General features: G+C 72.4%; 21 protein-coding genes. 10 read left to right on the top strand and 11 right to left on the bottom strand.

Translation table 11 applies throughout. From position 1 onward, the window contains the following. Positions 1-30: 30 nt before the first annotated feature. Both ABEA43_RS19600 and ABEA43_RS19595 read left to right on the top strand, forming a co-directional pair. On the top strand, positions 31-903 hold the full coding sequence (locus tag ABEA43_RS19600) for a helix-turn-helix domain-containing protein (protein ID WP_345563659.1): 873 nt from the start codon (positions 31-33) through the stop codon (positions 901-903). Beyond that, entirely contained in the window at positions 900-3296 is a 2397-nt protein-coding gene (locus ABEA43_RS19595; protein WP_345563657.1) for a VIT domain-containing protein, read from the top strand. Before ABEA43_RS19600 ends, ABEA43_RS19595 begins: the two co-directional genes overlap by 4 nt. A gap of 65 nt (positions 3297-3361) precedes the next feature. Here the strand turns inward: ABEA43_RS19595 and ABEA43_RS19590 are convergent, their stop codons facing one another. Then, positions 3362-3625 carry a YciI family protein gene (locus tag ABEA43_RS19590; RefSeq protein WP_345563656.1) on the bottom strand — a complete coding sequence of 88 codons (264 nt, stop codon included), beginning with the start codon at positions 3623-3625 and terminating at the stop codon, positions 3362-3364. A 74-nt stretch (positions 3626-3699) separates the two neighbouring features. Here ABEA43_RS19590 and ABEA43_RS19585 point away from each other — a divergent pair, with 74 nt between their 5' ends. The 3 genes from ABEA43_RS19585 to mmuM all read left to right on the top strand — a co-directional run bounded on the left by ABEA43_RS19585 (position 3700) and on the right by mmuM (position 6167). Then, positions 3700-4362 (top strand): Crp/Fnr family transcriptional regulator, encoded by a 663-nt coding sequence (locus ABEA43_RS19585; protein ID WP_345563655.1) that lies wholly within the window; start codon positions 3700-3702, stop codon positions 4360-4362. A gap of 93 nt (positions 4363-4455) precedes the next feature. Next, the gene (gene otsB, locus ABEA43_RS19580) at positions 4456-5283 is read left to right on the top strand and encodes a trehalose-phosphatase (protein WP_345563652.1); all 828 of its coding nucleotides are present in this window, start codon (positions 4456-4458) and stop codon (positions 5281-5283) included. A 17-nt stretch (positions 5284-5300) separates the two neighbouring features. Continuing rightward, the gene (gene mmuM / locus ABEA43_RS19575) at positions 5301-6167 is read left to right on the top strand and encodes a homocysteine S-methyltransferase (RefSeq protein WP_345563651.1); all 867 of its coding nucleotides are present in this window, start codon (positions 5301-5303) and stop codon (positions 6165-6167) included. Here mmuM and ABEA43_RS19570 read toward each other — a convergent pair. After that, entirely contained in the window at positions 6139-7491 is a 1353-nt protein-coding gene (locus ABEA43_RS19570) for an MFS transporter (RefSeq protein ID WP_345563649.1), read from the bottom strand. The genes mmuM and ABEA43_RS19570 overlap by 29 nt on opposite strands. A gap of 114 nt (positions 7492-7605) precedes the next feature. Here ABEA43_RS19570 and ABEA43_RS19565 point away from each other — a divergent pair, with 114 nt between their 5' ends. Further along, positions 7606-8520, top strand: coding sequence for a LysR family transcriptional regulator (locus ABEA43_RS19565; protein WP_345563647.1), 915 nt, complete (start codon positions 7606-7608; stop codon positions 8518-8520). A gap of 20 nt (positions 8521-8540) precedes the next feature. On the opposite strand, the gene ABEA43_RS19560 is transcribed toward ABEA43_RS19565, so the two are convergent. Then, positions 8541-8966, bottom strand: a complete 426-nt coding sequence (locus ABEA43_RS19560) for a DoxX family protein (protein WP_345563645.1) — start codon at positions 8964-8966, stop codon at positions 8541-8543. A 127-nt stretch (positions 8967-9093) separates the two neighbouring features. On the opposite strand from ABEA43_RS19560, the gene ABEA43_RS19555 reads away from it, so the two are divergent. Continuing rightward, positions 9094-9555, top strand: coding sequence for a MarR family winged helix-turn-helix transcriptional regulator (locus ABEA43_RS19555; protein WP_345563643.1), 462 nt, complete (start codon positions 9094-9096; stop codon positions 9553-9555). 7 nt (positions 9556-9562) lie between these two features. On the opposite strand, the gene ABEA43_RS19550 is transcribed toward ABEA43_RS19555, so the two are convergent. Continuing rightward, on the bottom strand, positions 9563-10270 hold the full coding sequence (locus ABEA43_RS19550; RefSeq protein ID WP_345563641.1) for a lysophospholipid acyltransferase family protein: 708 nt from the start codon (positions 10268-10270) through the stop codon (positions 9563-9565). 161 nt (positions 10271-10431) lie between these two features. Here ABEA43_RS19550 and ABEA43_RS19545 point away from each other — a divergent pair, with 161 nt between their 5' ends. Both ABEA43_RS19545 and ABEA43_RS19540 read left to right on the top strand, forming a co-directional pair. Further along, positions 10432-11190, top strand: a complete 759-nt coding sequence (locus tag ABEA43_RS19545; protein ID WP_345563639.1) for an alpha/beta hydrolase — start codon at positions 10432-10434, stop codon at positions 11188-11190. Between the two features lie 46 nt (positions 11191-11236). Continuing rightward, on the top strand, positions 11237-11737 hold the full coding sequence (locus ABEA43_RS19540) for a hypothetical protein (protein WP_345563637.1): 501 nt from the start codon (positions 11237-11239) through the stop codon (positions 11735-11737). Positions 11738-11762: 25 nt separating this feature from the next. Here ABEA43_RS19540 and ABEA43_RS19535 read toward each other — a convergent pair whose 3' ends face one another. The 7 genes from ABEA43_RS19535 to ABEA43_RS19505 all read right to left on the bottom strand — a co-directional run bounded on the left by ABEA43_RS19535 (position 11763) and on the right by ABEA43_RS19505 (position 17519). Beyond that, positions 11763-12872, bottom strand: coding sequence for a hypothetical protein (locus ABEA43_RS19535; protein WP_345563635.1), 1110 nt, complete (start codon positions 12870-12872; stop codon positions 11763-11765). A 37-nt stretch (positions 12873-12909) separates the two neighbouring features. After that, a complete protein-coding gene (locus ABEA43_RS19530; protein WP_345563633.1) occupies positions 12910-13626 on the bottom strand; it encodes an endonuclease/exonuclease/phosphatase family protein in 717 nt (238 codons plus the stop codon). An 11-nt stretch (positions 13627-13637) separates the two neighbouring features. Then, positions 13638-14570, bottom strand: coding sequence for an ROK family glucokinase (locus ABEA43_RS19525; RefSeq protein WP_345563631.1), 933 nt, complete (start codon positions 14568-14570; stop codon positions 13638-13640). A gap of 13 nt (positions 14571-14583) precedes the next feature. Further along, complete coding sequence (locus ABEA43_RS19520; RefSeq protein WP_345563629.1) at positions 14584-14994, bottom strand: hypothetical protein; 411 nt, start codon at positions 14992-14994, stop codon at positions 14584-14586. Positions 14995-15086: 92 nt separating this feature from the next. Beyond that, positions 15087-16244: an ArsA family ATPase gene (locus tag ABEA43_RS19515; protein WP_345563627.1), complete on the bottom strand. Its 1158-nt coding sequence runs from the start codon at positions 16242-16244 to the stop codon at positions 15087-15089. Between the two features lies 1 nt (position 16245). Further along, positions 16246-16683: an SRPBCC family protein gene (locus ABEA43_RS19510; protein ID WP_345563625.1), complete on the bottom strand. Its 438-nt coding sequence runs from the start codon at positions 16681-16683 to the stop codon at positions 16246-16248. A 68-nt stretch (positions 16684-16751) separates the two neighbouring features. Further along, positions 16752-17519 carry a metallophosphoesterase family protein gene (locus ABEA43_RS19505; RefSeq protein WP_345563623.1) on the bottom strand — a complete coding sequence of 256 codons (768 nt, stop codon included), beginning with the start codon at positions 17517-17519 and terminating at the stop codon, positions 16752-16754. 195 nt (positions 17520-17714) lie between these two features. Here ABEA43_RS19505 and ABEA43_RS19500 point away from each other — a divergent pair, with 195 nt between their 5' ends. Then, complete coding sequence (locus tag ABEA43_RS19500) at positions 17715-19463, top strand: AMP-dependent synthetase/ligase (protein WP_345563621.1); 1749 nt, start codon at positions 17715-17717, stop codon at positions 19461-19463. Positions 19464-19582 lie beyond the last annotated feature (119 nt).

Raw genomic sequence — 19582 nt, 5'->3', positions numbered from 1 at the left:
GTGTAATAGTGACAGTGTCACTGTGGAGGTATGAGCGATACCTGGACGATCGGCGAGCTGGCCGAGCACGCGGCGCGAGCGCTGCGCGCCGGCGCGCCCGCGCCGGTCAACGGCCGGGTCCGCGACGTTCCCGGAGCGCGGCTGATCCGGTGGTACATGACCATCGGGCTGGTGGACCCGCCCCTGACCCGGCGGGGCCGGATCGCGCAGTACGGGCGGCGGCATCTGCTGCAACTGGTCGCCATCAAGCGCCTGCAGGCGGCGGGGCACTCGATCGCACAGATCCAGGCCGCGCTGACGGGGGCGACGAATCGCATGCTGGAAGCGGCGGCCCTCCTGACGGACGCCCCGCTGCCCGGCGGCTCACCGGCGGGCACCTTCCTGGCGGACGGCCCACCAACGGGCAGCTCCGAGGGGAGCGGTCCGGCGGCGAGCGACGCCCGAGCGGGGGATCCCCTGGCGCGTGACGCGGAGGCCGCCGGCGCACGGGGGAACGGTCTGCTCGCGGCCCTGGCGGCCGACGCGGCGGGGCTGGACGGCATGGCTGAGGATGCTCCCGCGCGCGGGAGGTTCTGGGCCGAGCGGCCAAGCGGCGGAGACGACGGGGAGACGGCCCGACCGGACGGTGGACCGGATGCCGAGCCGGCCGGTGGACCGGATGCCGAGCCGGACGGTGGACCGGATGCCGGTCTGGGTGCCGGACTGGGTGCCGGACTGGGTGCCGGACTGGGTGCCGGGCCGGTTGGTGGGGCGCGGGCCGGTGTGATCGCTGGGGTCAGGTTGGGTAAGGGGGTGCGGCTCGTGCTGGACACCGGCCGTACGCCGTCCGCTGAAGACGTTCAGGCGGTGCTGGCGGCGGCGGGTCCGCTGCTCGCGGTGCTCAAGGAGAGGAAGCTGACATGAAGATCACTTCGCTGGAGCCCGCACGGTGCCTGCCGGTGCCGGACGCCGGGTTCGGCGCGCTGCTGACCGAGCGCGGCAACCTGCCGCTGGAGAGCGTGGACGTGGCCGCCGACATCTCGGGGCTCATCGCCGGGGTCGAGGTCACGCAGGGGTTCAGGAACCCGTTCGACGTCACGCTGGAGGCGACGTACGTCTTCCCGCTGCCGGATCGCGCGGCCGTGACCGGGTTCCGGATGGAGGCCGACGACCGGGTGATCGAGGGCCTGCTGAAGGAGCGCGGCCAGGCCAGGGCGGACTACGACCAGGCGCTGCGCGAGGGCAGGCGGGCGGCGATCGCGGAAGAGGACCGGCCGGACGTGTTCACGATCAGGGTGGGCAACATCCTGCCCGGCGAGAGCGTCTCGGTCAGGCTGACCATGAGCCAGCCGCTGCCGTACGAGGACGGGGCGGCCACGTTCCGCTTCCCGCTGGTCGTGGCCCCGCGCTACATCCCCGGCAGCCCCGTGGACGGCCCGCCGGCCGGTGACGGCGCGGCGCCCGACACCGACGCGGTCCCCGACGCCTCCAGGATCAGCCCACCTGTCCTGCTGCCCGGCTTCCCCAGCCCCGTACGCCTCTCGCTCAGCGCGAAAGTGGACGCAGCCGGTCTCGACCTGCGTGAGCTGGCCTCCAGCCTGCACGTGGTCGAGGAGGAAGGCGACACCGCACGCCTGCGGCCCGGCGAACGCCTCGACCGCGACTTCATCCTGCGCCTGTCGTTCGAGGCGTCCACGTCGTTGCAGCTCAACCAGGAAGGAACGTTCGCGCTCACCGTCGTGCCGCCGCCGCTCCAGTCCACGCGGGCGCCACGTGACCTGGTGCTGCTGCTCGACCGCTCCGGCAGCATGGGCGGCTGGAAGATGGTCGCGGCGCGCAGGGCCGCCGCCCGGATCGTGGACACGCTGACGCCGCAGGACCGGTTCGCGGTGCTGACGTTCGACTCGGTGGTGGAGCAGGCGTTCGAGGGGCTCGCCGAAGCGTCGGACCGCAACCGCTACCGCGCCGTCGAACACCTCTCCCGCGTCGACGCCCGCGGCGGCACCGAGCTGCTCGAACCGCTGCGCCAGGCGATCGCGCTCCTGGGCGCCCGCACCGAGCGCGAACGTGTCGTCGTGCTGGTCACCGACGGCCAGGTGGGCAACGAGGACCAGATCCTGGAGCAGGCGGGCGGGCCGCTGTCGGCCATGCGCGTGCACACCGTCGGCATCGACAGGGCCGTGAACGCCGGGTTCCTCGGCCGGCTGGCCGGGCTGGGCGCGGGCCGGTGCGAGCTGGTCGAGTCGGAGGACCGCCTGGACGCCGCCATGGAGCAGATCCACCGCAGGATCGGCGCTCCCCTGGTCACCGACCTGTCGCTCAAGGGCCTGGAGGTCGAGCCCGAGACGGTCACCCACCTCGGGTCGATCTTCCCCGGCGTGCCGCTGCGCGTGTACGGGCGCTACCGCGACGGCTCCTCGCTCACCGTGCGCGGCCTGGCGTCCGGCGGGCCGTGGGAGGAGCGGATCGCGGGCGTGGCGGTGGACAATCCGGCCGTCCGCGCCGTCTGGGCCCGCGCGCACCTGCGGGAGCTGGAGGACCGCTACGCCATGGGCGAGCACGACCTGGAGCCGCGCATCGTGCGTACGTCCCTGGACTACGGCGTGCTGTGCCGCTTCACGGCGTACGTGGCGATCGACACCAGGCAGGTCGCGGAGGGCGGGCCGGAGCATCGCGTCATCCAGCCGGTCGAGCCGCCGAGCGGATGGGAGCTGCCGCAGTCCCCGCCCATGATGGGCGGCGGCTTCATGGCCCAGGCGGCGGTGATGGCCGCGCCTGCCCCGGGGGCCGCGCGGATGCGGCTGCCGGATCCGGGCTTCGGCGGGGTGGCTGACCAGGGGTTCGCCGCCGGTGACGACCAGGCGGCGCCCGGCGGGGGCGCGTACGGGGACGCCTATGGGGCGCAGCCGCCGATGCCCGCTCCCAGCATGCCGGGAGGCGGGCTGCGGCGGCCACGCGGCGGCGGACCGGGGACGCCCGGCTCGCCCGGGTTCGGGCACGGGCCGCGGCCGGGGCACCGGCTGGAGACGGTCAGGCCACAGCTGGTGGCCGAGCTCGACCGGCTCAAGGCGATGCGGACGCCTGACCTGCTGTACCTGGCCGACCTGGGGTCGCGGCTGTCGGCGCTGGCGGCCTACCTCGGGGGGAACGAGGAGTTGCAGGCGCTGGGCCGGGAGCTGGAGGCGGCCGAGCAGCCGGGCGCGGACGCCCAGGCGCTGCACGATCGCGCCGTCGCGGTCCTGACCTCACTCACCGGCGGGTCCACGCCGGGCGACGGTCCGAGCGGCCGGCGCGGGCCGTTCTGGAAACGCACCTGAGCCCGTACGTGCAAGGCAGGCCCCGTGATCGCCCCGGGAAGCGCACCCGTCGCTTCCCGGGGCGGTCACATGATGGGCGTCCATTCCTTCAGCAGCACGATCTCGTAGCCGTCCACCGCCGTGTACGGGTCCTCCCGCAGGATCTCCCGCAGCTCGGCCTCCCCGGACACCTCGTACACGTGCAACGCCCCGCTGTCGTCCGCCCAGGGCCCGGCGCTCACCAGCCGTCCCGCCTCCTTGAGCCGCCGCAGGTGCTCGCGATGCGCGGGCCGGGCCGCGAGCCGCCGTGGGTCGCCGTCGAAGGCCAGGTGCAGTACGTATCTCGCCATGTCACCGCACGCTAGAGCGCCCGCGGGCCGGCGGTCAGCATCAGCGGACACCCGGCTGGTGTATATCGGGATACATGACGTACACGCTGGCGGACCTGCCGATGTTCGCGGAGCTCGGCGAGGAGCGGATCCGGGGGACGGCGGCGGCGGCGCGGTGGCGGCGCTACCCGGCGGGGCAGGTGCTGTGCACGGAAGGGGACCCGGCCGAGCACCTGATCGTGCTGCTCAGCGGGCGGGTCAAGGCCGGGCGGGTGAGCGCGGAGGGCAGGGAGGTGGTGCTCGCCGTGGAGGCCGCGCCGGTCGCGTTCGACAAGACGGCCCTGCTCGTGGACGGCGCCCATCGGGCCACGCGCACGGCCATGACGCCGGTGGAGGTGGCCTATCTGCCGCGCCCGGTCGTGCTGGAGCTGGTCGCCACCGAGCCGTCGGTCGCGGCGCGGCTGCTGCGTACGCTGGCCACGACCGTACGGGATCTCGACGAGCGGCTCATCGACGCGGCGGTGCGCGACGTGCCCGCGCGCGTGGCCACCTGGCTCGTACGGCGCTGCGCCGGCGGCCGGGTGCCGCTCCACGGCGGCCAGGCGGGCCTGGGGGCCGAGATCGGCGCGACCAGGGTGAGCGTGAACCGGGCCCTGCGCGCGTTCGAGCGCCGGGGGATGATCGCGATCGGCCATGGCGAGGTGACCGTGCTGGACAGGCCCGCGCTGGCCCGCCTGGCCGCCGTCACGATCCCCTGATCCACAAGAACGCGGGCCCGCCGGAGAGATCAGGCGTGAATACCGCGGCGGCCGTCTATCCGAGCCGGTCACGCTGTTCTATCGTTCCTGAGCATGGCGACCCCTCGCGCCCCGCTCCGCTTCGTCGAAGCCCTGTCCGCCACGGTCGCGGAGGGCGCGAGATCCGGCTTCTTCTTCGACTTCGACGGCACGCTCGCGCCGATCATGCGCGATCCCGGCGCGGTGTTCCCCGTCGAGGGCGCGGTGGAGCGCCTGCAGGCACTGGCGCGGCTGGTGGACCGGGTCGCCGTCGTCTCCGCCCGCCCGGCCGCGTTCCTGTCCGAACGGTTCTCGGGCGCGCCCCACGTGCGCCTGTTCGGCCTGTACGGCATGCAGACCGTCGTCGACGGCCGGGTCCGTACGGACGCCGAGGCCGAGCCGTGGACCCCGGTCATGCGCCGCCTGGCCGCGGACGCCGCCCGCGAGCTGCCCGGCGAGGTCCTGGTGGAGGACAAGGCGCTGCTGGTGGCGCTGCACTACCGCGCGGTCCCGTCGCTGCGCGGCGCGGTGGAGCGGTGGTGCTCGCACAAGGCGGCCGAGCTGGGGCTGCGTGAGCAGTACGGCCGCATGGTCGTCGAGCTGCGGCCGCCGGTGGAGCGCGACAAGGGCACGGTCATCGCCGGCGAGACCGAGAGCCTGACCCGCGCCTGGTACTTCGGCGACGACCTCTCCGACGGCCGGGCGTTCGACGCGTTGCGCGGCAGGGAGGCGCGCGATCCGGCGTTCATGGGCGTCCGGGTCGCGGTGGCCAACGGGGAGACGGGCGACGAGCTGGCGCGGCTGGCCGACTTCACCGTGGATCGCCCCGAGGACACGCCGGCCCTGCTGGACCAGGTGATCAGCGCGTTCCCCGGTCGCCGGGCGACCTCATACCCCGTCTGAGTGAATACCCTGGCTGCGTGACTGCACTTGTGCTGGACGGGGGACTGTCCACCCAGCTCGAACGGCTCGGCGCCGATCTCGGCGACGAGCTCTGGTCGGCGCGGCTGCTGCTGGAGGAGCCCGAGCTGATCCGGCGGGCGCACGCCGACTACTTCGCGGCGGGCGCCGACGTCGCCACGACCGCCAGCTACCAGGCCTCGATCCCGGGCTTCCTGCGGCGGGGCCTGGGCGCGGCGGGGGCCGAGCGGCTGATCAGGCTGTCGGTGGAGCTGGCCGGGCAGGCGCGCGACGCGGCGGGCCGCGGGCTGGTGGCGGCCTCGGTCGGCCCGTACGGCGCCTACCTGGCCAACGGCGCCGAGTACACCGGCGACTACGACCTCGACGAGGACGGCCTGTTCGCCTGGCACCTGCCGCGCTGGGAGATCCTCGCCTCGGCCGGGGCCGACCTGATGGCCTGCGAGACGATCCCGTCCTACCCGGAGGCGCGGGCGCTGGCCCGGCTGCTCGCCCGCACGCCCGGCGTCAAGGCGTGGGTGAGCTTCTCCTGCAAGGACGGGGAGCGGCTCAACGACGGCACGCCGATCAGCGAGGCCGCCGCGCTGTTCGGCGGGAACCCGCAGGTGGTGGCCGTCGGCGCGAACTGCACCGCGCCGCGCCACATCCCCGGGCTCATCTCGTGCCTGTCCGGCGGCCTGCCCGTGGTGGTCTACCCGAACTCGGGCGAGACCTGGGACGCCGCCGGCCGCCGCTGGCTGGGGCTGGCCGACCCGGTGGAGTACGGCCAGGCCGCCGAGGAGTGGCAGCGGGCGGGGGCCTCGCTGATCGGCGGCTGCTGTCGTACGACGCCCGAGCACATCAGGCAGATCCGCGCGCACCTGACCTGAGCCAATGGGCGACCAGGAGCGCGCCCGCCAGCACCACGACCGCCACCACGCGGTAGCCGGCGCCCATGCCGTGCGTGGCCGTCACGGTGCCCATGACGGCGACCCCGGCCGCGCTGCCCAGCTCCCGCGTGGCGCTGTTCAGCCCGGACCCGAGTCCGGCCCGCTCACGCGGGAGTGCCGCCATGATCTCGTGTGACAGCACGGGCAGGCACAGCCCCATGGCCGCGCCCATCACCAGGAGGCCCACCGCGTACACCGGGTACGGCAGGGCGGCGTCCGCGAACGACAGCAGCAGCAGCCCTGCCACGATTCCCGCCAGCCCGGCCCGGACGGCGGCACGAGGGGGAAAGCGGGCCGACCGCCGCGACAGGACGATCATGGGGATCGTGAGCGGCAGGATGGCCAGCCCGGTGAGCAGCGGCGAGAAGCCCTTGACGTCCTGCAGGTAGCGGGCGTTGACGAAGAACATCGCGAACAGGCCGAAGAACGTCACCGCCACCCCCAGCGTCCCCGCGCGCAGCCGCGCCGCCGCGAACAGCCGGGGGTCGAGCAGCGGGGCCGCGGCGCGGAGCTGGTGGACGACGAAGAGCGCGAACAGCACCGCCCCCGCGCCGAACGCGCACAGCACCAGCGCGCTCCCCCATCCGGCCTCCGGGCCTTCGATGACGCCGGTGAGCAGGGCCACGGACGCGGCCGTGAGCAGCGCCGTGCCCGGCAGGTCCAGAGTCGCGGGATGGCGCTCCGCGCGCGGCACCAGCACGGCGACGAGCACCGCGAGCACGGCGGCCAGCAGCACCGGCACTCCGAACAGGGCCCGCCACGGGAGATACTGCATGACCAGCCCGCCACCCACGTTGCCGAGCACGCCCGCGGCACCGGTGGCGGCGGTCCAGGCCGCGACGGCCTGGCCGCGCTCCCCCTGCGGGTAGACGCCGACGGTCACCGCCAGCGAGGCCGGCATCACCATGGCGGCTCCCGCTCCGCTCACGGCCCTGGCGGCGATCAGGGTGCCGACGTCCGGCGCGAGCGCCGCCAGCAGGCAGCCGGCCGCGAACACCGCCAGCCCCGCCAGCAGCACCCCCTTCCTGCCGAAGCGGTCGCCCGCCGCGCCCGCGGGGACGAGCAGGCAGGCGAAGACGATGACGTACGCGTCCACGATCCAGAGAATCTGCGACTGCGTCGGGCGCAGATCGCTCGCGGCGAGCGTGGGGATGGCGAGATTGACGGCGGCGACCAGGGCGACCGCGAGGATCACGGACGACGCCATGACGGCCATGATCCGCCGCCGGGCGGGATGTCCGGTCTCCAGGATGGTTTCGGGCATGGGAGAACCCCAATGGGTGGTGGGTGGGTGAAAGGTGACGAGCGGAGGCCTCCCGCGCCTTCACCGTAGACTCGACCCAGCCCTAACCTCAAATGCATCTTTGACAGGAGATATATGCGCCAGACGCAACCCAGCATGGACCTGCTGATCGCGCTGGACGTGCTGCTGGAGGAGGCCAGCGTCTCGGCGGCGGCGCGGCGGCTGAGCCTGTCGGAGCCCGCCATGAGCCGTACGCTGGGCCGCATCCGCAAGGCGATGGGCGATCCCGTCCTGGTGCGCTCGGGCCGGCACATGGTGCCGACGCCGCGGGCGCTGGCGGTCCAGGCGGAGGTGCGGGCGCTGGTGGAGGCGGCCAGGAAGGTCTTCACGCCGCCGGGCGCGCTGGATCCGGCCGCGCTGACGCGCCGGTTCGTGGTCCTGGCCTCGGACGCGGTGATCACGGCGGTGAGCCTGCCGCTGCTGGCCGAGGCGGCGCGGTCGGCCCCGGGGGTGTCGTTCTCCTTCATCCCCGAAGGCCCCGGAGACTCCTCCGCGCTGCGTGACGGGAGCGCGGACCTGGAGGTGACGGTGATCGCGGACCCGGCGCCGGAGACGCGGGTGGAGCCGCTGACGACCGATCGGCTGGTCGGCGTCGTACGCCCGGGGCACCCGCTGCTCGGCGAGCCGGTGACGGCCGCGCGGCTGACGGCGTTCGAGCACGTGATCGCCACGCGCAGAGGGCGGACGTCGGGGCCCGTGGACGAGGTCCTGGCCGGCATGGGGCTGGCGCGCAGGGTGGCGGGCACGGTGCCGACGTTCGGGGCCTCGCTGCTGGCGGTGCGTCAGTCCGATCTGGTGGGCATGACGCCGGAGCGCCTCACGAGGCCGATGGTCGAGGCGCTGGGGCTGGAGACGTTCCCGATCCCGTTCGAGCTGCCGGAGATGACGCTGTCGCAGGCGTGGCATCCCCGATACGACGCGGACCCCGCGCATGCCTGGCTGCGGGAGCAGGTGCGCGGGGCCCTCGGAGGTCGGCGCCGGCGCCGGTGAGCGACGCCGGGTGGTGAATCCTAGGCGGTCGCCGGGGCGGTGCTGCGGCGACGGCCGAGCACGTTGTCGAGCGCCAGCGCGCCGCCGCCGGTGAAGCCGACGGCCAGGCTGGCCGCGGCCAGCGCCAGGACGAACTCGTAGCCGCCGTCGCCGCTGAGGCCGTTCGCGCCGTGCACGAACACGATCGCGCCGATCATGTCGAGCGCCAGCAGCGTGCCGGCGATCGGTAGCGCCGCGCCCAGGATCAGCGCCAGGCCGCCCGCCACCTCCAGCACGGCCACGGCCGGCGCGGCCACACCGGCCAGCGGGATGCCCGCGGACTCGAAGAACTTGGTCGTGCCCGCGATGCCCATGGTCGCGAACTTCTGGTAGCCGTGCACGATGAAGATCACCCCGATGGCGATCCTCGCGAGCAGCAGTACAACGGGACGCGCCTGATCCACCATGCGGCCTCCTTGACAGTCGTCGAAACGAATGTCCACTCTAGCCTGAAAGTTCAAATTCGAACAACAACCGCGCGGCAGGTCACGGGCCCCGCCGGAGACGGCCGCGGGGTGCACCTACACTGAGGCGGTGACGGACCCCCGATGGCTAGACGCGACTGAGATGGCGGCCTGGCGCGCCTTCCTGTCCACCTCCCACCTCCTTGAGCGCCGCATCGAGGAGCAGCTGAAGGCCGAGGCGGGGCTGACGCACCCGCAGTACGAGATCCTGGTCCGGCTCGCCGACGTCCCCGATCACCAGATGCGGATGACGGAGCTGGCCAGAGGCGTCGTGGTGTCGAAGAGCGCGCTGACGTACCAGATCACGCAGCTGGAGAAGGCGGGCCTGGTGACGCGGGCCAACTGCCCGTCCGACGAGCGCGGCGTGCTGGCGGTGCTCACCGAAGAGGGGATCCGCTGCCTGCGGCGGGTGGCGCCGGGCCACGTGGAGGTCGTGCGCGCCTATCTGATCGACCGGCTCAGCCGCGAGGAGCTGCACGCGATGACCACGGCCATGAGCAAGACGGAAGAGGCCTTACGGTCGTCCGTCTGATCGCGGGCTAACCCTTGACGGCGGCGGCGCGGGCCGCGCGCTCCATCTCCACCTTGGCGCTGGCGGCGTACTTGTCGACGTATTCCTGACCTGACAGCTCCATCAGCGCGTACATGATCTCGTCGGTCACGGCCCGCAGCACCAGCCGGTCGTCCTCCATCCCGTAGTAGCGGGAGAAGTCGAGCGGCTTGCCGAACCTGACGCCCGGCCGGATCCCGAGCTTGGGCAGCGGCCGTCCCGGCGGCATCATCTCGTAGGTGTCGACCATGGCCCACGGGATGACCGGGACCCGCGACTCCAGGGCCAGCCGGGCCACGCCGGTCTTGCCCTTGTAGAGGCGGCCGTCGGGCGAACGGGTGCCCTCGGGGTAGATGCCCAGGATGTTGCCCTCGCGCAGGATGCGCAGACCGGTGCGCAGCGCCGCCTCGCTGGCCTTGCCGCCCGAGCGGTCGATCGGCACGGTGCCGACGCCGCTGAAGAACAGCCGGCTGAAGAAGCCCTTGATGCCGCTGCCGGTGAAGTAGTCGGCCTTGCCCAGCGAGATGACCTTGCGCCGGATCTGCAGCGGGCCGAAGAAGTGATCGGCGAACGACAGGTGATTGCCCGCCAGGATCGCCGGCCCCTGCCGGGGCACGTTTTCCGAACCCTCCGTCCACGGCCTGAAGACGAGGCGGAGGAACGGGCCCAAGATGGCCTTGACCACCCAGTAGAACACCCCGGCACCTCTTCTCAGCGCTTTGGTCGGCGGGCAGAGTCATCTTCCCATCTCGTACGCCATGCTCCTACACCAGCTCTCGCACAAACACCCCAGAACGTGCGACGATCGGGCCGTTCCGGGATCAAATTGCCGGAATGAAACAGCATGGAGGAGCTGTTATGCCGCTCATGCCAGGCGCGGAGCCCTACCATCACGATGCGGGTCAGGTCGGCGTCCTGCTCTGCCACGGATTCACCGGAACGCCGCAGTCCTTACGACCATGGGGCGAGTTCCTGGCCGCGCACGGGGTCAGCGTCTCGCTGCCCCGCCAGCCGGGGCACGGCACCAGGTGGCAGGAGATGAACAGGACGCGGTGGGAGGACTGGTACGCCGAGGTGGAGAAGGCGTTCGCGGATCTTCAGGGGCGCTGCGCGGAGGTGTTCGTGGCGGGGCTGTCGCTGGGCGGCTGCCTGGCGCTGCGGCTCGCCGAGGTGCACGGCACGGCCATCACGGGTGTCATGGTGGTCAATCCGTCGATCGCCAGCGACGTGCCGCTGATGAGGCTGGCCCCGCTGCTCAAATGGTTCGTGCCGTCGGTGCCCGGCGTCGCCAACGACGTCAAGAAGCCCGGCGTGACCGAGCTGGCCTACAGCCGCACCCCGGTGAAGGCGGCCGCGTCGCTGCCCAGCCTGTGGTCGCTGGTGCAGGCCGACCTGGTGAAAGTGACACAACCGCTGCTGGTCTTCCACAGCGCGGAGGACCACGTGGTGAAGCCGACCAGTGTGGCGATCATTCGCGAGAAGGTCCCGCAGGCCACGATCGAGGAGCTTACCGATAGCTACCATGTTGCGACGCTGGACAACGATGCCGACAGGATCTTTGCCGGGAGCCTCGACTTCATCCGGACACATGCCTCGGTACCCTTGCAGAGGGACTGATCGCACCCAGGGGGAAGTCGCGATCGCTGCGGAGAGGCCCATCTAGGTGACGCGCCAGAGTGACGAGGACGAGGTCTGGCGGCAGATCGTCGCGTCCTTCAACGACACAGCCGAGCGTGACTCGGCCGACCAGCCATGGCCGGACAGCGAGAACGTCCCCGCCGAGCCCACCCGCCGGGTGGTCAAACCCTCGGAGGAGCCCGGTGATCCGGGCCTGCGCGATGGTGACCTGCTCGACGGGGACCTGCTCGACGCGGACCAGCACGAGGCCGACTCGCCGGACGAGAGGGATGAGGACGAGGGCCACTTCGAGCCGCCCCCGCCGCCGCCGCTGCCCAAGCTCGACCTGGCGACCAAGCTGGCGTGGGTCGCGCTGTTCGGCGGCCCCGCCTACCTGCTGGTCGCCGCGATGGCGAACTGGCACATGGAGGGCTGGGCGCTGTTCACCGCGGTGGCGGCGTTCATCGGCGGCTTCGTGGCGCTGGTGGTGCGCATGGGCGACGACCGGCCCAACGACTCGGGCTGGGACGACGGCGCGGTGCTGTAGGACCCTGAGCGGCTCTGGAGCCGCTCTAGGACTTCGCGGTGGTGGACTTGGGCGCGAACGATTCGACGACGTCGGTGTAGCGGTCGGCCGTGTCGACCGCGTGCCCGACGGCCCAGACCGTGCTCTTGCCCGCGAGGTAGGCCACCGCCTGGAGGCGTACGCTGCTCCTGCCCTGCTTGGAGCTCCCGCGGATGGCCTCGCACGAGCCCTTCTCGCAGCGCACCATGAACGGCTCCGCGGCCCGCGACGGATCGTAACCCGCCATCCAGTAGCGGCCCTTGCCGTCGCCCGTCACGCCGTAGAGCCGGGCGCCTGAATCGGGCAGCCGCTGCTCACGCCACCGCTTGCCGTTCCAGGTCAGCACGAGCGGCGAGATGTCCCCCGGGCCCCGGTAGACGCCGCCGACGGCGACCGCCCGCTTGGAGTTGTCGACCTGCACGTCACGCAGGTAGCCGCCGGGAATCGACGGGACAGGCATGGATTTCCAGGACCCGCCCGAATAGTGGACGATCAGCGGCGCGTCGCCGGTGTCGCCGACGGCGAACCCGCCGGCCACGGCGTAGAGCGCGCCCTCCTCCTTGGTCTCCTGCGCGGTCCAGGAGTTTCCCTGGCCGGTGAGGATGAGCCCGTTCTTCTCGCGGCTGCCGACCGCCACGACACGCCCGGACTTGGCGTCGATGCCGCCGAGCCAGTCTCCGGCCCGCAGCCCCGGCGGCCTGACCCGGTCGAACCCGGTCACGTCGCCATGGACGAGGTAGGGGAGCCCGTCGTGCCCGTCGCCGACCGCCCACACGTCGGAGGCCCCGACGGCGGCCAGGCCGCGCAGGTTGCCCGCGGCCGTCGCGTCACGCACGGGGATCTCGGCCCAGCCGGTGCCGTTCCAGTGGCGGATGGTCCCGCGGTTCTTCCAGACGTCCCAGATCTCCTGCTGGCCCACGGCCCACACGTCGGTGGAGGAGAGGGCGAGCACGTCGGACAACGAGGCGTCGGCCTGGAGCCGCACGCTGGTCGACTGCTGCCACGCCTCTATCGCACCGGGGCGGGGATCGGCATGCGCGGCGGGCGTGACCTGAGACAAGGCCACGGACGTCGCCAAGATCAAGGTGAGCGCACGCCGCCGAGAGCGACGGGTCATGAGCAAATGCTACGGGCTGGAGGGCCCCGCTTGCCCGTTAGAGCCCAAGTCGCAACTCGGCGACGACCGGCAGGTGGTCGGAAGCGGCGGCCAGATCGGTGCTCTCGGTGTCCACTCCCCCGCAGGAAACGACCTGCGTCTCGCGCGCGGCGAACACGCCGTCGATGCGCGCGGAGGGGTCCTTGGCGGGGAACGTCAGACCGTCGCCTTTGGGCTTCACGGCGTCGCCTTTGGGCGCCACGGCATGGCAGTCGGCCAGCCGCCCGGCGAGGTAGCGCCAGGCGGGCTGGTGCGGCCGCTCGTTGATGTCGCCGCCGAGCACGATCGCCGCGCCGTACCGGGCCGCCACGCCCTCCATGAGCGCCACCGCCTCGGCGGCGTGATGCAGCCTGGCCGGGTCGTTGAGGTCGAGGTGCAGCGAGCCGACGGCCAGCGTCGCGCCCTCGGCGGCCAGCACGGCGACGGCCAGCCCGCGCCGCTCCAGCCCGAGGAAGACGCGCAGCGCGTGGCGCTCGGCGTGCAGCACGGTGACGCGCGGCCCGGCGAGCACCGCCACGCCGCCCAGCCTGCCGGGCGTGGCCACCCGCAGCCCCGCCGCCGCGGCCAGCGCCGCCCGTTTGGACCGCCAGCGGCCGAACCTGGGCGCCTCCTGCACGCACAGCACGTCGGCCCGCATGGCGGCGGTGACCCTGCTCAGCGCCGGGACGCTGTCACGCATCCCGTGCACGTTGTACGTGGCGACCCTGATCGTCACGAAGCGCGGCTCTAGCGCTGCCTGGCCAGGTCGGCGGCGCCCACCACACCGGCGGACGCGCCCAGCTCGGCCAGCTTGATCTCGGCCAGCGGCCGGTGCCCGTGGCCGGTGAGCCGCTCGGCGAAGACCTCGCGGGCCCGGTCGATGAACAGGTCGGCGGCACGGGAGACGCCGCCGCCGACGATGAAGCAGCCGGGGTCGAGCACGGAGGCCAGGTCGGCCATGCCCTGGCCGAGCCAGTCGGCCAGGCTCGCGAAAGCGGCCAGCGACGCGTCGTCGCCCAGCCGCGCGGCCTCGGTGACCTCCTCGCCCTCGATCTTGCCGCCGGCCAGCCCGAGCAGGATCCGTGCCCGCTCCGGCTCCGCCGCGGCGATCTCCCTGGCGTCCTTGACGAGCGCCTGGCCGCTGGCGTACTGCTCCCAGCAGCCGACGTTGCCGCAGCCGCACAGCCGCCCGCCGGGCAGCACCTGCATGTGGCCCAGCTCGGCGCCCATGCCCCAGCGGCCGCGGTAGAGGGAGCCGTCGAAGACCAGGCCGCCGCCGATGCCGGTGCCGAGCGTCAGGCAGACCACGTGGGACTGGCCCCTGCCCGCGCCGAACCTGGTCTCGCCCCAGGCCATGGCGTTGGCGTCGTTCTCGATCACGACCGGCAGGCCGACGAGCCCGCTGATCTTCTTCTGCAGCGGCTCCTCCCGCCAGGCCAGGTTGGGCGCGAAGCGGACGATCGACCGGGTCTCGTCGACGAACCCGGCCGCGCCGACCCCGACGGCCTCGATCTCCCGGCCGGCGGACAGCTCGCGAACGACGTCGGCCACCGTCTCCGCCACCACGTCAGGGCGGTCGGCGGCGGTGGGCCGCAGTGTGTGTTCGACGATCTCGCCGTTGTCGCCGACCACACCCGCGGCCACCTTGGTCCCGCCGATGTCGACACCGATCGTGAGCATGCCCCGTGTCTCCCTATCCCAGATCTATGTGTTCCACGTTGTCACGGCCGCCCGTGCCGTCCGGGTCGTCCCGGCGCTCGCCCGGCCGGCGGGGGGCGGGCCTGCTCAGCACGTCGAACGCGCCACGGACCGCGGCGAACAGCTCGCCGCCCGCCGCCACCAGGTGCCCGGTGACGTCGGAGCCCGACTCACGCTGCGCCGCGATCGCCCGGCAGACCGGGCAGGCGCGGCAGATGTACTCGTCGTGGGGCTCGGACACGGCCTCCTCCCACACGTCGCGCTCCCTCCTGCCGCCCGTGCCGGCGAAGGAGTTGAACACCGTCTTGCCGACCTGGCGCGTGGCGCGCCCCTGGATCGAGTCGAACAGTTTGCGCGCCTCGTCGGCGACGGTCCCGATCGGATCCCTGTCGTTGCTCTCGGTCATCTGGCCCTCCCTGCGTATGGGTCGCTCATCCATTCAACTCATCACGTCGCGGATTCGCTCCCCGAGCTGAACCGTAATGCAGAAACCGCCGCTCACGGCTCACCGCCGGGCGCGGCGAACCCTACCCGGAGCACCCCGTCGCGGAGCGCCGCCCCGCTGATCCTCCTGCGGGCCAGCGCCGCGGGCAGCGCCAGAATCCTCCGGTACGGGCCCGCCGTCACGATCAGCTCGTCACCCTTGCGGGCCAGGTCGATGTCGTCGCGGTCGGCGCCGGGCAGGGCCAGCTCCAGCCCGTCCGCGCTCATCCGCAGCGGCGGCTCCACCTCGTGCGGGGCGAACGGGTCGGACTCGCCGTACATGGCCTCGCCCACCCTGGCCAGCGCGTCCTTGCCGACGGGCTCGGCGGGCAGGTAGGGGACGACGTGGATGGGCAGCGGCGCGAACGACTGCTCGGCCTCGGCCAGCAGCTTCGACTGGGCGGCCACCCACTGGGCGCGCCACTCGTCGGCGCCCTCCGAGGGGAAGACGCGGTTGGCGATGACGGCGTCGACGCGGTAGCCGTACAGATTGAGGGAGGTGAGGGTGCGCCTGGCCTCGGCGAGCACCACGGACTCCGGCGTGAGCACGAGCCGCACGGAGGCGTGGTCGCCGGTGAGCAGCTCGCGCACCTCCATCAGGCCGCGGTGGAAGCGCTCGGCCGCGTTCATGACCTCCTCGCCCGGCGCGCTGACGTGGGCGACGCCGCGCACGAACGGCGAGACGAGCTTGACGATCTTGCGGCCGATCGGCATGAGCCTGCTGACGTGCCAGTCGAGCGCCTCGGGCAGGGCCAGCAGCCGCAGCGTCTCGGCCGTCGGCGCGCAGTCGACGACGATCACGTCCCAGCGGCCCTCGCGGGCGTGCTCGCGCAGCTCCAGCAGCGCGATGACCTCCTCCGCGCCGGGCAGGACGGTGATCTCCTCCGAGGTGATCTCGTCGAGGCCCAGGTCGGACAGCACGCCTCTGGCGTAGTCCTGGAGGTCGCCCCAGTGGCGCTCCAGCGTCTTCTGGGTGTCGACCTGGCGCAGGTGCAGGCCGGGAGCGACCTCGCCGGGCTGCACGCCCAGCGCGTCGGCCAGCGAGTGCGCGGTGTCGGTCGAGACGATGAGCGTCTTGAGGCCGCGGGCGGCGGCGAGCGTGGCGGTCGCGGCGGCGGCCGTGGTCTTGCCGACGCCGCCCTTGCCGGTGAAGAGCAGGACCCTCGGGCTCAACTCAGCGACCTTCGACGCGTTTCTTGAGCCCCTTGAGCGCGGTGTCCACGATCACCTTCTCCGCCTTGCGCTTGATCATGCCGATCATGGGGACCATGAGGTCGACCGTCAGCTCGTACGTCACGTCGGTGCCACTGCCCGTGTCGGCGAGCCGGTAACTCCCCCGGAGGTCGGAGACCATCTTCCCGGGCTCCACCACCTGCCAGCTCACCCCGTCGTCGCCCTGCCAGGTGTAGCCGAGGGTGTAGGTGTCGCTGATCATCCCGGCGTCCAGGGTGAACCGCACCGTCTGAGGCCTGCCGTCGGCGTCCGTACTGAGGACCTCGGCGCTTTTGACCTGACCGGCCCAGTCCGGATAGGAGGGGAAGTCCGAGATGACCGCCATGACCTCGGCGCGACCGGCGCCGATGGAGGTGCTCGAAGTGGTGCGATCAGCCATACGACCACCGTAGTGCAGAATGCGCGACTTGCGGCGGACCGCCGGACGTGGCTCACCCGCCGGTCGGATCACCATTCGAGGACGTAGGGGACGCCCCTTCCGCGGAAGTGGCCGACGTTCACGCATTCGGTGCGCCCGATGCGGGTGCGCCCGTAGAGCGGGTTGTGCACGTGGCCGAACAGGGCGTAGCGCGGCTGGGTGCGCCTGATCGCCTCCAGGGTGGCCGCGCTGCCCCGCTCGAACCGCCTGGCGACCACGTCGTAGAGCAGCTCGGGCACGTCCGGCGGGATGTGGCAGCACAGCACGTCGACCTCGCCGACCGCCTCGACCTTGGCGGCGAACTCCTCGTCGCTGATCTCGTGCGGGGTGCGGTATTGAGTCTTGAGCCCGCCGCCCACGAACCCGAACCGCAGGCCGCCGATCTCCGCCACCTGCCCGTCGAGCACCTGGTGGCCGGGCCTGACGTAGTCGGCCCACAGGCGCGGGAGGTCCACGTTGCCGTAGGTGAGGTAGGCGGGCGCGGGCATGGCGGCGAAGAGCGCGGCGTACTGGGCGCGGACGTTGCGCTCGATGTGCTCGCGCGGGTCGCCGTCGAGCGTGGCCCACAGCTGCGCGGACATGGCCCTGGCCTCGTCGAACCGCTTGGCGGTGCGCAGGCTGATGAACTCGGCGGCCTTCTCCGCGCCGAACAGGTCGGCGAAGATGCCTTGCGCGTGGTCGTCGTAGTCGACGAAGAGGATCAGGTCGCCCAGGCAGACCAGCGCGTCGGCGCCGTCGCCCGCCCTGGCCAGCGCGTCGGCCCTGCCGTGCACGTCGCTCACCACGTGGACCCTCATGAGGTGAATCCTAGGCGCAACCACGCCGCCCGCCACGTGGGGGCACGTGCTCCCATGTACGGCTGTTACGCGGCTCACCTGGCGATCGACGGCTGCTAGCGTGAAGAATGCCCTTCATAACGCCTCTATGACGAAGCTACCGGCGCGTAACTTGAGGCGGTAGCGTCCAGGCGGTCCCCGAAGAGGAGTTGATTCGTGCGCGAGTACAGCGTCCCCGTGCTGGTCGATGTGCCTGCCTCGGCAAGCCTGCCCGACACCGTGTTCCGGCGCGCCGAGCAGGAGCCAGGCGCGGTGGTCATGCGCCGCAAGGCCGAAGGCGGCTGGCCCGTCGTCACCGCGGCGGAGTTCCGCGACCAGGTGGTCGAGGTGGCAAAGGGGCTGATCGCGGCGGGCATCGAGCACGGCGACAGGGTCGCCCTCATGTCTCGCACCCGCTATGAGTGGACGCTGGTCGACTACGCCATCTGGACCGTCGGCGCGGTCACCGTGCCCATCTACGAGACGTCGTCCGTGGAGCAGGTCAGGTGGATCCTGTCCGACAGCGAGGCCAAGGCGGCGTTCGTCGAGCTGGACGCGCACGAGGAGACCGTCGGGGAGGCGGCGCCCGAGCTGAAGGCGCTCTGGCGGGTGGACGCCACGCCGGAGACCGGCGACGTCACCGACGCCGAGGTGACCGAGCGCAGGAAGCGGGTCGTCGCCGCCGACCTGGCCACGGTCGTCTACACCTCGGGCACCACGGGCCGGCCGAAGGGCTGCCGGATCACCCACGACAACCTGCTGTTCACCGCGCTCAACGTGCTGCGGGGGCCGCTGGAGCCGCTGTTCGGCAGGAAGGACCCGGCGGCGCTGCTGTTCCTGCCGCTGGCGCACATCTTCGCGCGGATGATCCAGGTGGTGCTCGTCGAGGCGGGCGCGATCATGGCGCACACCCCCAACATGAAGAACGTCGCCCCCGACCTGCAGGACTTCAAGCCCACGTTCCTGCTGGGCGTGCCGCGCGTGTTCGAGAAGGTCTACAACGGCGCCGAGCAGAAGGCCATCGCGGGCGGCAAGGGCAAGATCTTCGCCCGCGCGGTGGACGTGGCGGTGTCCTGGAGCAAGGCGGAGAGCTCCGGCGGCGCGCCGCTGGGGCTGCGGCTGCAGCGGGCGGTGTTCGACAAGCTGGTCTACGCCAAGCTGCGCGCCGCCACGGGCGGCCGCCTCTCGGCCGCGGTGTGCGGCGGCTCCGCGCTCGGCGACCGGCTCGGCCACTTCTTCAAGGGCGTCGGCATCGAGGTCTTCGAGGGCTACGGCCTCACCGAGACCTCGGCCCCGTGCTCGGTCAACATGCCGGGCGCCAACAAGATCGGCACCGTCGGCAAGCCGCTGCCCGGGGTCACCCTGCGCATCGGCGACGACGGCGAGATCCTGGCCAAGGGCAGGAACGTCTTCGACGGCTACTGGAAGAACGAGGCCGCCACGGCCGAGGGGATCGACGCCGGCGGCTGGTACCACACCGGCGACGTCGGCGAGCTCGACTCCGACGGCTACCTGCGCATCACCGGGCGCAAGAAGGAGATCCTGGTGACCGCGGCGGGCAAGAACGTGGCCCCCGGGCCGCTGGAGGACGCGCTGCGGGCCCATCCGCTGGTGTCCCAGGCGATGATCGTCGGCGACGGGCGGCCCTTCGTCGCGGCCCTGATCACCCTCGACCCCGAGGCCCTGCCGGCCGGCGCCACCGCGGCCGCGCTGCGGACGGACCCCCAGGTGCAGGCGGAGATCCAGGGGGCGGTCGACCGCGCCAACCTGACGGTGTCCAAGGCGGAGCAGATCAAGAAGTTCACGATCCTGGACGCGGACATCACCGAGGACAGCGGGCACCTGACGCCGACGCTCAAGGTCAAGCGCAACCTGGTGATGCGCGACTTCGCCAAGGAGATCGACGACCTCTACGGCAGCCGCTGACGATCTCTTCTTTTGAGGGGTCCGGGGCCTGCTGAGCGCTCCGGGGCGGGGCCTGGGTCGCCTGAGCTGTCCGGCCGTCAGGTCGTTCGAGCTGTCAGGCCGCCTGGGCCGTCAGACCG

It is taken from the genome of Nonomuraea rosea, from assembly GCF_039539705.1.
Lineage (GTDB): Bacteria > Actinomycetota > Actinomycetes > Streptosporangiales > Streptosporangiaceae > Nonomuraea > Nonomuraea rosea.
This window is presented reverse-complemented; position numbering and strand designations above follow the sequence as displayed.

Excerpts from the sequence above, each read along its gene's own strand:
- ABEA43_RS19600 (WP_345563659.1), top strand. The coding sequence starts at position 31 with ATGAGCGATACCTGGACGATCGGCGAGCTGGCCGAGCACGCGGCGCGA.
- ABEA43_RS19595 (WP_345563657.1), top strand. The coding sequence starts at position 900 with ATGAAGATCACTTCGCTGGAGCCCGCACGGTGCCTGCCGGTGCCGGAC.
- ABEA43_RS19590 (WP_345563656.1), bottom strand. The coding sequence starts at position 3,625 with ATGGCGAGATACGTACTGCACCTGGCCTTCGACGGCGACCCACGGCGG.
- ABEA43_RS19585 (WP_345563655.1), top strand. The coding sequence starts at position 3,700 with ATGACGTACACGCTGGCGGACCTGCCGATGTTCGCGGAGCTCGGCGAG.
- otsB (WP_345563652.1), top strand. The coding sequence starts at position 4,456 with ATGGCGACCCCTCGCGCCCCGCTCCGCTTCGTCGAAGCCCTGTCCGCC.
- ABEA43_RS19570 (WP_345563649.1), bottom strand. The coding sequence starts at position 7,491 with ATGCCCGAAACCATCCTGGAGACCGGACATCCCGCCCGGCGGCGGATC.
- ABEA43_RS19565 (WP_345563647.1), top strand. The coding sequence starts at position 7,606 with ATGCGCCAGACGCAACCCAGCATGGACCTGCTGATCGCGCTGGACGTG.
- ABEA43_RS19560 (WP_345563645.1), bottom strand. The coding sequence starts at position 8,966 with ATGGTGGATCAGGCGCGTCCCGTTGTACTGCTGCTCGCGAGGATCGCC.
- ABEA43_RS19545 (WP_345563639.1), top strand. The coding sequence starts at position 10,432 with ATGCCGCTCATGCCAGGCGCGGAGCCCTACCATCACGATGCGGGTCAG.
- ABEA43_RS19535 (WP_345563635.1), bottom strand. The coding sequence starts at position 12,872 with ATGACCCGTCGCTCTCGGCGGCGTGCGCTCACCTTGATCTTGGCGACG.
- ABEA43_RS19525 (WP_345563631.1), bottom strand. The coding sequence starts at position 14,570 with ATGCTCACGATCGGTGTCGACATCGGCGGGACCAAGGTGGCCGCGGGT.
- ABEA43_RS19520 (WP_345563629.1), bottom strand. The coding sequence starts at position 14,994 with ATGACCGAGAGCAACGACAGGGATCCGATCGGGACCGTCGCCGACGAG.
- ABEA43_RS19510 (WP_345563625.1), bottom strand. The coding sequence starts at position 16,683 with ATGGCTGATCGCACCACTTCGAGCACCTCCATCGGCGCCGGTCGCGCC.
- ABEA43_RS19505 (WP_345563623.1), bottom strand. The coding sequence starts at position 17,519 with ATGAGGGTCCACGTGGTGAGCGACGTGCACGGCAGGGCCGACGCGCTG.